Raw genomic sequence first — 13,724 nt, 5'->3', positions numbered from 1 at the left:
TTTAATGGGGGCACTAAGAAGTACAGATAAGAAATATTAATGATAACTGATTTTCTATTTTAAATACATTACCACGATTTAAAGGGGGATAAATTTGTTTTGGGGGCGTTATTAGTTAAAATGATAAAGGGCACCACGAGGTACCCTATATCGTGCATCCAACTAAAAAATTACTAAAACATTATAATGCGTGCATTACGTGCATTACAATAAAGGATTGTCAGATTAGGCTTTTTTTAGTAAGCCCCGGTGTTGCCACCAGGGCTAGCATCCAACTAAAAAATTACTAAAACATTGTGGGGTTAAACCAGCCACAATTAACGTTTAGCCTGCATCTGCTATATTTTTTCAATAAAAGAATGTACTAAAAAAAGGCTCCCCGCGTTTAACGGCCGGGAGCCTACATCCAACTAAAAAATTACTAAACCATTATGATTAGTTCATCATAATTTTCTTTGACACCACCTGGTTGTTTTCAAGTGTTACAAGTACTACAACTACTTGTTGTGCTGTATTGATATCGATAGTTTTGAACTCGTTGCTGTTTACTTTAGCATTGTTGTAAAGAGCCCTGCCAAGCATATCATAAACTACTACCGATTTTATTGCCTGTGGAGCTGTAACAGCTACCTGCTTGTTGTCTTTGTACACTATTACATCTGTTGCAGGTGTAGCTATTGGGTTATCTGTACCAAGAGCGCCCTGAGCATAAGTTACAGTAAACCTGTTTGCAAATGTACCAGCCTCTGATGTAAATGTATAGCTCTTAGCAGTAATGTTTCTTGTTATACCTTCTACGTTATCAGTAAGGTAAACTATCTGTCCCTGAGCAAATACACCGTCTACCTGATCTACACTTATTGTGTAAGTACCTGCTGTAGGAGCTGCAAAGCCCATTGGCACCACGTCTGTTGCGTTAAACGCTCCACGTGTCTGGATTGCAAGGTTTAGCGTTTCGTTTTCTACGTTTAGTGTAGAGTAAAGGCTAAGGTTTCCAGAAGACATAGACATACCGTCATATCCATTATCATATCCTGTTGTTGTATCAGGGTTGTAAGCTAAAAGAACCTGATCAAATTCACCTGCTGCGTTTGCAACGTTTAACCAAACACGGCTGATATCTGTTGAAGGAGCAGCAGCCCTAAAGAATGCATTTGAGTGATTGTCTATTCTCATTGCGTTGTTAAACGCTACTTGTTTGTTTGTACCTTTTGCTTTTACAAAGAAGCCCTGAGCTGTGTTAAGGAAACCGCTTGGATCTACTGCATAAGGGTTAAGGATAAGATCGTTACCATCTGTAGTATTTCCACCCGGAGCGCTGTTTGCAACATATCCTGAAAGGTTTGCAGTACAGTAGCTTGTTTGAGTAGCATTGTTTGTTTTTCTCCAAAGCCATACAGTACCTTCAATCTGGTCTATGTTAGCATTAATGAAAGCTTTGATGCTTATTGGAGATGCGTAAGGGTTACCAACCATTGTGAAAGCGTGTGCGCTATCGCCATATCCAAGGCTTTTTGTTACTACACCATTGTTAGGAGTACCTGTAAAAACACCATTGTATTGCATCCTTCCGGTACCTGCGTTATAACCTGTTGCACTACCTGTATTTGGCATACGGATAAGGTAACCAGATGCAGCTGCGAACCTTGTTGTGTTTTCATCTACTGTATTAAACACACCTTGTGTAGTTGTATATGTGTAGAAACGGTTTGCTAATGTTTCTGGAGAGAACGTTTTTAGTGTCTGGAAGTCTGCCGTCCTTGAGTCAACTACCGGTGCACTCCATATTGTGTAATCAAGCCTTTTTAGTTTACCGCTAAGGCGTTTTACAGTTACTATACCTGTGTTAGCGTCGTTTTCTACCTGGATAAGGTTAGAGCTACTTTCAAAAGTAAGTGAACCTGCAGTTGTTACGTTTACACTGTGTACTACTTTAGCAGTACTGTTGTTTGTAAATATTACAGTAGCACCATCCATTACATAAAGTGTACAAGCGTTAAGTATACCACCGTTTTGAGTGTAGCTTCCATTAAAAATTGCATTTGTAGTAGCTGTTGGCTCACCATTGCTCCATGCTGTACCGTTCCATATTGTAGAAGCATCACAAGTAGTAGCATCTACATAAGGAGAAACACCATACTCATCTGCACCAATTGTAGGAGTAACAAAGTTTCTTACATTATCATCAATATCTTTTTTTACTGAGCTGATTGCTGTACCTGCAAGTGTAGCGTTAGTAGCATTATTTGCAGTAAGGTGTAGATCTGTAGCACTTACAAAAGAAGGGTTAACGTTTAGAGAATTAAAATCGCGACCTGTAGCCGATTTCCATCCACTTAATGATGTCTGATAGTTAGTATTACCGCTATTACCAGTCCAGTTAGCATTTGTACCCGCATACCCTATGTATTGAGCATAAAGAGCGTTATAGTTAAGGTTGCTGAATACTGATCCAAGCTGAGAAGGATCTTTTATTATAAGGATAGCAAGCCTGTTAGCACTACTATTTGTTTGCTGATTAGAGAAAATGTTGTTTCTTACATCAATATTGCTACCTGCGTTAGCACCTACATATAGCGCCGTAGAGAATCCTCCATCTTGGCTGTTATTAAAAGCTACAGTGTTAAAGTATATCTTGTAGCTTCCGCCTTTTACAATACTGATACCGTGTGAAGCCTGAGTAGTATCACCTGCCCAGTTTGTTTTTAAATTCAGTATGAAGTTATTTGCAACAAGTATATTAGTAATTGCTACAGTAGATTCAAGTGCTACACCTGCAAACTGATAGCTGTTATCGCTAGTCCTCACAAGGTTCTTGATGTTATTTTTAGTGATAACCCCTTCTTTAGAAGCTTCACCTATGTGAATACCACCAGCCCTTACCGCAAGATTTCCGTTTGAGAAATCCTGAATGATATCATGTATTGAATTTCCTGTTACGGTAAAGCCATTCACATTTTTAAGAATTACACCCCCTGAAAGGCGAACACCATTTGAAGCACTATAACCACCAAAGTCATTTTCAGAAACTGTAATATTTGTAGCGGTTGACGAACCTGCATTTACATACACACCGTTCCTTACATCTATAAAAGTATTGTTTGTTACTACAAGACCTGTATTATTAGCTAGAGCCTCACTTATGCTTATATGTTTACCATAGCTACCTGCAAGACCATAAGCACCGGAGTAAACACCTCCATTGTATTTAGAGTTTGAACTAGGGCAACCTTTAAGAACAGTATTTTTTACAGTTATGTTAGTAGCAGCATCTGTACCATTTGCCGCAACCCATATTACAGCACGCGCTGAATCATCATTTACGTTGTTTGCGTTTCTAAGGATAAGATTTTTAGCAGTGCCACCGTTAAAAGTTACATAATCAGCTCCTTTTAAAACAAATACCGCAGCTACTGGAGCAAGATTATTATTAATAGTTTGATTTGTCGCCTCAACTGTTACATTGTTACCAGTCGCGGGTTCAAAAGTAACTATATTAGCAGATGAAGAATTCGTTATAGAATTGATTGTTAGCGGGAAAGTTTCACCTGTAGCTACACTATAAGTGGCATTTGTAAGCTTGAAAGTTACCGGCCCAGAAATACCGTTAGCGTTTAGTGCCGCAACAGCAGCTGTAAGCGTTGTGTAGTTGCCGCCTGCTCCTACAGTATAGGTACCATTTAGAGGATTAACTGCCCATGTAGCGTTGGTTTCAGATAGGGCAATAAAAGGCAATAGCAATAGTAGAAATAATGCTTTTTTCATTTTAGTAATTATTTAAATTTTAGGTAGTTAAGGGGGCTTAACTATTTTTTAGATGCGGGTGCAAACTTAGATTAAATTTCTCAGTAAAAAAAATAATTTTAAGAATTTTTTAAGATTTTCACGTTTCTGTTTTTCAGAATGTTTCAGATGAACGTCTACTTTTTATCGTTGAAATACATCCTTAGATCACTTTACAAAGACAGGCTGTTTACTCCTTTATTTTAACACATTTTATCAGAAAAAACTTGTTTATCGTGGCGGGGAGAAATCTGAAGTATTCATTTTTTTAATTTTTTTGTTTTACTGTTTTTTAGTTACTCGTTGATGCTTTTGTTCTGCCTCGCGGCGGTACAGTTGTTCTGTTTTGATGAAGCAAAGGTACATGCGCTTTATACCTTTTCTTCTTACATTTCGTTGAGGCCTTATGGTGTGCCGTTAAACTGTACATAAGTGCCGACGAACTGCATTAAACTAAGTTAAGGATGCGTAATAACTATCGTTCAACAGTGCAAAGGTAAGCGCATATTAGATAAATATTAACAAACCATTAATAGATAAAGTATAGACAACTATCAAAAACAACTATATTAAAAGCCTTAAAAACAAGGTAATTACGGCTATACAGTAAAATTTGCCGACAAAAAGCATAGATTAATAAACATTGTCTATACTTTTTACTGATCGATATCATTCGCGGCCTGATTTTAAATATGTAAAAAATAAATCAGTATTTAAAAGGCGTTACCACACTATTAAATAAACTAAAATGGACTTCCTTTTTACCACATAGCACAACCTCACCCACAAGCTACCTCAACCTCTATTGATATCATTAAAATACCCGAACCAAAATACCACAATCAAGACTGCAAGACAAAATACAATTAACATATATATTATAAGCAGCATCTTAAAGACACCTCGCAAAACCAAGACAACTTACCAGGGCTTTAACATCTATGATTTCCCTTACCATAGACCCAGAGATAATTATGTAGCAAGAAAACAATTTAGGCCTGATCCATTCTTGACTAAGCTGAGCAAAACAACAACCGAAAAATTTATCAGCAAACACAACCTAATAAAAGAACAAACCAATTCGGTTTTGGGCATATTATAAAGCCATTATCACCCTTAACTTATACATAATATTAGAATGTTATATATACAACAAAACACGTCTCCTAAAGTATTTAAGACTACGCCATATATTATGTTAATAATGAAATATAAAATAATTAATTAGCAAATTCATTTTATCGACATAATACAACATTTAATCTGTAATAAATTGATATTAAAGAATAAAAAGCAACTTAATGTTACAAATATAACATTTGATGTTTTTATATTTTAACAAAAAAAATATGAATATCAATCTTAATCACGCATCTGCATTGAAAGTATTTGTTACAAATACAACAAAAATTAAGTTTTTATGCTAAAAATTTAAAAATACAACACGAAGTATTAACAAAATATTAAATATTTATTTTTGTTTTCCTATCAGATTTTTATATAGATGAAACAAAATTACACTCTCGCGGCACGAAGCCAAACCACTGCCGCATTACCACATGGATTAAAAAGTTCCGACGGTTCTTTGCTTTCACAATCCAAAAAACGGCTTGTGCTCTTAGGGGCATTAACAAGACAAATAATTTCTAATAGAAACAGAAACCACACAACAAATTATGTTGAAAGGCAAACTAAAAGGAAAAATCTCTCTTTAGGCCTAACTGCATTGTTACTATTAGTATGTATGGGTATCAATGCACAAACGGGCACTATACAAATAGGATCTGGTACTGCAACAAATACCACTATGCCTATAAACAGCTACTTTGGTTACAACTATACGCAGCAAATTATAACAAAGGCAGAATACAATGTCGCACAGGGAACTGCGGGCAATATCACGAAAATACGTTTCTACTGTACATCCTTAGGAAGTTCAACAACAGCATGGAACGATTGGAGAATTTATATTGGCCATACCAGCAAAAGCTCATTTTCATCAACTTCAGACTGGGTTCCGGCAGCATCATTAACACAAGTATATGATGGTACCTTTACACCTGTAGCTAATTCATGGATAGAATTTACATTAACTACTCCTTTTGCATATAATAATACAGATAACATTGTTATAGGCGTGTATGAAAAAGCTGCCCTTTATACCAGCAGCGCAAGTCGTGCTACTTTTAACTCTTACACGTCTGCTTCTAACACCGGTCTTTATTTAAGTAATGATACATCTACAAACGTTAACCCTGCTACACCTGGTTCAGGAACAAGGACAGGAACACTTGCACAAATTCAGTTTACAGGTGCCATAAGCCAAAATCCCTACACAGTAGCCACTACCCTGTCAGGTTTTGGCAATGTATGTATAAACAATACATCTGCAGCCGGTAGCTTTACGCTTACAGGCGGTAATCTTACCGGAGATGTAACTGTAGGAGCACTTACGGGCTATACTTACAGTACTGCCTCTGCGGGCCCATATACAAGCACACTTGCGCTGTCTCCCGTATCCGGCAGTTTATCGCAGCAGGTTTATGTAAAATTAAGTCCTACGGTAACAACCTCAGGAGCATATAATGGCAATATCCCCATTACAGGTGGTGGTACTACCTCTACTACAAATGTGGCTGCAACAGGAGCCGGTATTAATACAGCCCCTTCATTAAGCAGTAATGGCGCTTTGGGCGCCTTAAGCTCTAACCAGGTTACCATTACCGGAAGCACCATAAGCAGCTTAGGTTGCAGCAACATTACTGCATACGGTTTAGAATACAGCACAGCTACCTTTACAGGTGGTACAGGCACGCAAGTTGCAGGTACCGGTTTTAGCGGTGTGGCAGGGGGCACTTTTAGCACAACCATTGCCGGCCTTACACCAAACACTACGTATTACCTAAGGGCATATGCTACTAATAACGGTGGTACCACTTATTATTCAGTAAGTACTTTTATCACCGGGCAAACCCCGGCAACACTTCCCTATACAGAAGATTTTGAAGGCGCAGTTACTTACAACCTTCTAAACGCATCATATACAAACAAATGGATGGTAGGATCTGCTGTAAACAATGGAGGCTCTAAGTCGTTATATATTACTAACGACGGTACTGCAAATACCTACACACTTAACTCTTCTGCAACAGTTCAGGCTTATAGAGATATTGCTATACCGGCAGGAACAGGCGTTACACAACTCTCTTTTAACTGGAAGGGAGTAGGAGAAACTGCTTCTTTAGATTACCTAAGGGCATGGCTTGTACCGGTAACTTATGTACCAACACCAGGCACCCAAATTTCTTCATCTGGAACCCGTATTCAGTTGGGCGGTAACTTTAACCTTCAAAGCACATGGCAAACTTATACAAATAACACACTAAACCTTTCTGCTTTTGCCGGCTCTACGGTAAGGCTTGTTTTTGAATGGTACAACGACAGCAGTGGCGGTACAAACCCTCCTGCAGCCGTAGACAACGTTAGCCTTATAATTCCTCAGTGTTTAACGCCTCTGGCCTTAACGGCAACATCAACTATTAACAACGCTACCATAAGCTGGACAGCACCTACAATCGTACCGGCAAACGGCTACGAATATTACTACAGCACCACAAACACAGCTCCTGTAACACCTACAGGAAGTGTAGCTGCCGGTGTATTATCTGTACCTCTTAGCAGCCTAACAGCAAATACAACTTATTACTTTTGGGTGCGTTCAGTTTGTGATGCCACTACAAAATCTGACTGGTCAGGACCTGCTACTTTTAGGACAGATTGTAATGCTGTAACAGTATTCCCTTTTAACGAAACATTTGAATCGGCAGCAGCATCTACAACTCCGGATTGCTGGACGGTGATTGATGCCAATGCTGACGGCGATAAATGGACTACAGTTAACGATGCTACTTATGCCCATGGAGGAACAAAAAGCGTAACCCTGTATACCGACTTTAATAGTGGCGCAAATAACGACTGGCTTATAACTCCTGCTATAACACTAGCAGGCAATCAGAGGCTGCGTTACTGGGTAAGGGCACGAAGCGCCAGCGAGCCTAATGATTATACTGTAAAACTGTCTACAACAGGCAGGGCTCCTGCCGATTTTACAACTACGCTACAAACACTTACAACAGTAGCAAATACTGCTTATCAGGAAGTAATTATCGACCTTTCGGCTTATAGCGGAACTACTTACATAGCATTTCATGTACCACCCGGAGGCTTAGACGGATATTACATTTATATTGATGATGTTACTGTAGAGAACAGGCCGGCGTGTAATGCTCCTGCAGTAAGTGCAGCAACGAACATTACAGAAACCACAGCTACCATTGGGTGGACAGCTCTTGCCACTACACCGGCTAACGGATATGAGTACTATGTTAGCTCAACTAACACAGCTCCTGTAGCTGCCACTACACCTACAAACACAACAACCGGAAACTCGGTTAACCTTACCTCGCTTACAGCATCTACCAGCTATTACTGGTGGGTAAGATCTGCCTGTGCAGGTACAGAAAAATCTGAATGGGCTGCCGGCGGAAGTTTTTATACAGGCTACTGTATAACTACACCGGGTACCGTTAATGCAACCGATATTGTTACAAATGTTGCTATAACACCTACTTATGGCGCTGCTTATACTAACAGTAGTAGTAACAGCAGTACTAACTATACTTCATACAGCAACACTCCTGTTGTGCTGTATCGCGGAATTGCTAATAATACCGTAGCAATTACATTTGGTACAGACGGCACACAATATAGTGCAGCATGGATAGACTATAACCAAAACCTTATTTTTGATGCCGATGAGGCAATAGGCGTTGCTACAACTGCTGCGGCAGGTAGTGCTACTGCTACCTATACCTTTACCGTACCTGCCGGGGCTACTCTTGGCAATACAAAACTTAGGGTACGTGGAGGTTCAGACAGTGCATATACCGCATCTGGAGCATGTACACAAAGCTCTTATGGAGAAACAGAAGATTATATTGTAACCATTGCAAATGCACCTACATGCTTTATACCTACAGCAGTAGCGGTAACAACAACATCTGTAACACACAATGGCGCGGCTGTTACATGGACGGCTCCTGCACAGGGTACAGCTACTTCATACCAATATGAAGTGCGCACAACAGGTACACCAGGAACTGCGGGTGCTGTATTTACAGACTCTACAGTTTCTACAGGTACTACACTTACTAACCTTACACAAGGCACACAGTATACAGTATATGTACGCACATTTTGTGGCGGTACAGATTACAGCGCCTGGACAACCGGTACTACATTTAGCACACATATGCTAACACCTGTAACATGGACAGAGCCTTTTGCCACTACTACCCTACCTACAGGATGGGTAAACAGCAGCACTGCAGCATGGACAATTGGCAATGCATCTACATCTATAGGAGCAGGAAATGGCAACTATATTTACAGGGCTCTTAATAACACTAACACTACATCTTCGTTTACCACTATTAACGTGGGTCTGCTTACGGCAGATAACCGTCTTAAGTTTGACTATAAAGTTGCACTTAACAACGGAGACCCGGCAGCGGCAGATACAGGTAACTTTGTTGTAGAAATATCTACAAACTATGGCAATACATGGACAACTCTTGAAACTGTAGCAAATAGCAGCCTAACAGGATGGCACACTAAGTTTTATCCGCTTGCATCTTATACAGGACAGGTTGTTAAAATAAGAGTTACAGGCAACAGGCTTACGAGTAATCCTAACTATGCTTTCGACAATTTTGTAATTGAGCCAACGCCGGGTTGCGAACCGCCTACTGTTTTAACAGCAACCACTACAGGCAGTACTACAGCAACCATTGGATGGACCGCCAGCACAAGCGCCCCGGCAGGTGGTTATGAATATTACTACGCCACCACAAATACTGCACCTACAGCTGCTACTACAACACCATACAATGTTGTTGCAGGAACGGTTACCGCATCATTAACAACACTATTGCCAAATACACAATACTATGTATGGGTAAGATCAGTTTGTGATGAGTCAAATAAGTCGCCATGGTCTGCATCTTCTACGTTTACTACCTATAAGTCAGAGCCATCTAACTATGCTACTGCTTTTGCGGTAAGCACGGCAACTACTACAGATATTAATTTTACATGGACAGCTGCTGTTGCAGGAACCCAGGCACCGGATGGTTATGTACTTACAGGAAGTACTACAAACCCGGCCGCTACACCTGCAGACGGAACCGATGCTGCCAATGCTACACTGGCTACTGCCAGCCCAATAAGAAAATACACCGGTGCTACTACAGCAACTGGTACTCTTACAGCAGGCACAGCAGGTACCATGTACTATTTTAAAAACGTAACATATACAAACAGCGGTACAAACATCGACTTTAAAACAGATGGTACTATACCAGCTCTAAATTATGCTACAAAACCGGCTGTTGCAGCTACTATTACCGCAACGGCAGCTACACCTACGGCACTTACACTTAACTGGACATTGCCGGCATCATTTGATGCTGCAAGACACCAGGTACTTGTTTTTGTTAAGCAAGGAACTTCAACTACTGTAGGTACGCCAACGCAGGCAGCCACTACATACTCAGCAAGCACAGTATTTACTGCTCCGGGCACAGCATACCAGGGAGATGCAGCTGCTTACAACGTGTATAATGGCGATGGAACGAGTGTAAACCTTACAGGCCTTACAATGGGTATCAGCTACAATGTAAGTGTATTTATTGTAATGGAAGCAGCTAACTACAATAGCAGCTACACATATAGTAATGCAGCATCTTCTACCGTTACAACAGCTATTGTGGTGCCGGTTATCTGGACAGAAGGCTTTACATCTGCAACAACACCTGCGGGATGGAATATTGCCAGTTCAAGCTTCAGTGTCAATAATTCACGTTCTTCAATAGGTACTGATACTTATTATATCCAAAAGAATTTATATTCTTCAAGTACTGCCACAGGAACATTTACTACTGTAAACGTGGGGCCTCTTGGTAACGATGACAGACTTGTGTTTAAATATAAGGCAGCAAATTATGACAGCCCTTACACACCTCCTTCGGTTGATAGCGGCAGCTATGTTGTACAATTGTCTACAAATTATGGCAGCACCTGGACAACACTGGAAACTGTTAACAATAATGGTGTAGCAGGGTGGCAAAACAAAACGTATCCTCTTGCAGCTTATAGTGGGCAAACTGTTCAGGTACGAATTACTGCAAACTGGATTTCAGGAGACTATGACCTTGCATTTGATAACTTCAAAATTGATCCGTCTCCAAGCTGCGGCACACCTATATCTCTTGTAGCAAGCAATTTAACAACTACAAGTGCTACTCTTAACTGGAGCGCACCAGCGCAGGCACCTTCAGCAGGATATGATTATTATTATACCTCATCGGCTACAGCACCTACATCAACAACTACCCCAAGTGGTTCGGTGGCTGCCGGAGTATTAACAAAATCAATCAGTGCATTAACTCAAAATACTACCTACTACTTCTGGATCAGGTCGAACTGCGGTACCGAATATGGCGAATGGACCAATACAAGTTTCTACACCGGATTCTGTACACCTTCAAGCGATGATTACTATGATTACATTAGTAATTTCTCTACCACGGGAGGTACTACTAACATTAGTAATACAAGTACAAGTAGCGGAACAGGTTATTCAAATTTCAGTGCACAATCAGTAACCGGTTCACAAGGCAGCACCATCAACTTCACCGCAACGATGCAGTCAAGCACTTATGGTGTTGCAATTTGGGTAGACTGGAACAACGATCTTTCTTTCTCTACATCAGAAAGAGTTTATGTTTCAGGACTGTATTTAAGCACCGTATCAGGTTCATTTGCTATACCTGTTAATGCAATTTTGGGCAACCACCGCATGAGGATCATGGCAGACTACGGTAGCTCAAGTCCATCAAACCCATGTGCCGTTACATATGACTATTATGATGATGGATACTATGGTGAAATTGAAGACTATACACTTAACGTTACTGTTCCTTGCTTTAACTGGAACGGCTCATTTAACACATCATGGACAAACACTGCCAACTGGTGTGGAGGTGTAGTACCAACAGCTACCAGCGATGTGGTAATACCTTCAACAGCCAATAACCCTGTAATTAGTACTGGTACTGCCCTTGCCCACAACCTTACTGTAGGTGCAGGTGCAACGCTAACCGTAGCTACAGGTGCAACACTAAGTGTAGACAACATACTTTCTGTTAACCCGGCTGGTACCCTTACCATAGCTAACAACGGTGCACTTCTACAAGGTGCCGCTACAGCTACTAACGACAATGCGGGTAAAATTACCATCCACAAAAGCAGTAACCCGCTATACAGGCTAGATTACACCATGTGGTCATCTCCTGTGGCAGCACAAAACCTGCTTACTTTCTCTCCGGCAACGTCGGCAACGCGTTTCTATGAGTATAAGTATGCCAGCAATGGTACTGCCATGATAGAAGGTTACTGGTCAGTAACACCGGGCGACCACAGCTTTGAGGCTGCAAAAGGATACCTTATACGTATGCCAAATGCAGATACTCATACAGGATTTAATGAAGGCACCGCTTCTTTTGCCTTTGACGGTATCTTTACAGGTACGCCAAACAATGGTAATGTAAGCATCGCGCTTTCTACAGATAACAACCGCTTTACCGCTGTGGGTAACCCTTACCCATCGCCAATAAGCGTAGCCGACTTCTTTACCGCGAACAGCGGAAAACTGCACACGTCTACAGGTCTTTACCTGTGGAGGAAACGCAACAGCGCAGCATCTTCATCATATGCTACCCTTACACAGGCAGGTTATACTGCTAACCCAGGCGATGCTACAACGGTAAGCCTTGGTAACTTCTACCAGGGTGCAAATGCCACCGCAGGCAACTGGGTTATTAGCCAGGGGCAGGGCTTTATTGTAAAAACAGCTACAGGACAAACTAACCCGCAGCTTAACTTTACAAACAGCATGAGGCGTGCAGCACCGGGAGCCACACAAGGCTTCTTCAGGACAGCGCAAAGCACAGCTTCTAAACTGTGGCTGAACATGAAGGCACAAAACGGTACGGCAAGCCAGGCACTTATCGCATACATGGAAGAAGGTACTACAGGCCTTGACTATGGTTATGACGGCCTTAAGCTTACTGATGCTAATACGGTATCGCTATACTCGCTGGCAGAAAACGCGCAGCTTGCCATCCAGGCAAGGCCGGAGTTTGATGCTACAGATGTTGTACCAATGGGCTTTACAGTACCGGCGGCAGGAGAATTTACTGTAGGCCTTGACCATACCGAAGGTGTGTTTGAACAAGGTCAGGTAATTTACCTTAAAGACAATGCTGAAGGTATTATCCGTAATATCTCAGACCGCGACTATACCTTTACATCAGAAGCAGGTACTTTTGAAGGACGTTTCGAAGTAGTATACCTTACATCGGCACTGGGCACAGACAACCCAACGGTTGACCCTGATACAGTAATCGTTTACAAGCAGGGCAATACCATAAGCATCAATACAGGCAGCACCCTTATAAACGGTGTTACCATATTTGATATCCGTGGAAGGCAGCTTTACAGCGCAAATGGCATCAACGATACCAAAGCAGCTGTAAACAACCTTAACATTGCACAGCAGGTAATCATCGTAGAGGTAAATACTGTAAAAGGTAAAGTGTCTAAGCGCATCGTTTACTAACGGCTGACTTACGTTTAACCCCAAATAAAAATCCCCACCGCTAATGCGGTGGGGATTTTGCTTTTTGTAAAATGTTCTGCTATATGAACCGAAAAAAAATGGCACTTTATATGGTCATCCTTACCTGAACGATAGAAAAGTGAAGGAATCTGAAAGGTTCAACAAAGTTAACCTCAAACATTTATTTCTTGAGACAGTTCCA

At 41.0% G+C, this 13,724-nt stretch carries 2 protein-coding genes; one reads left to right on the top strand and one right to left on the bottom strand.

Annotation, left to right across the window (positions count from 1 at the left end):
- Nucleotides 1-435: 435 nt before the first annotated feature.
- Nucleotides 436-3,765 carry a RemA C-terminal-like gliding motility protein gene (locus tag DYH63_RS19170; RefSeq protein ID WP_116790328.1) on the bottom strand — a complete coding sequence of 1,110 codons (3,330 nt, stop codon included), beginning with the start codon at nucleotides 3,763-3,765 and terminating at the stop codon, nucleotides 436-438.
- A 1,762-nt stretch (nucleotides 3,766-5,527) separates the two neighbouring features.
- Between DYH63_RS19170 and DYH63_RS19165 the strand changes: the two genes are divergently transcribed.
- Entirely contained in the window at nucleotides 5,528-13,522 is a 7,995-nt protein-coding gene (locus tag DYH63_RS19165; RefSeq protein WP_162927098.1) for a RemA C-terminal-like gliding motility protein, read from the top strand.
- The last annotated feature ends 202 nt before the right edge of the window (nucleotides 13,523-13,724 follow it).

Source organism: Flavobacterium psychrotrophum (assembly GCF_003403075.1).
Lineage (GTDB): Bacteria > Bacteroidota > Bacteroidia > Flavobacteriales > Flavobacteriaceae > Flavobacterium > Flavobacterium psychrotrophum.
The sequence above is the reverse complement of the archived record's forward strand: the minus strand, read 5'-3'. Positions and strand labels throughout refer to the sequence as shown.

Excerpts from the sequence above, each read along its gene's own strand:
- DYH63_RS19165 (WP_162927098.1), top strand. The coding sequence starts at position 5,528 with ATGGGTATCAATGCACAAACGGGCACTATACAAATAGGATCTGGTACT.
- DYH63_RS19170 (WP_116790328.1), bottom strand. The coding sequence starts at position 3,765 with ATGAAAAAAGCATTATTTCTACTATTGCTATTGCCTTTTATTGCCCTA.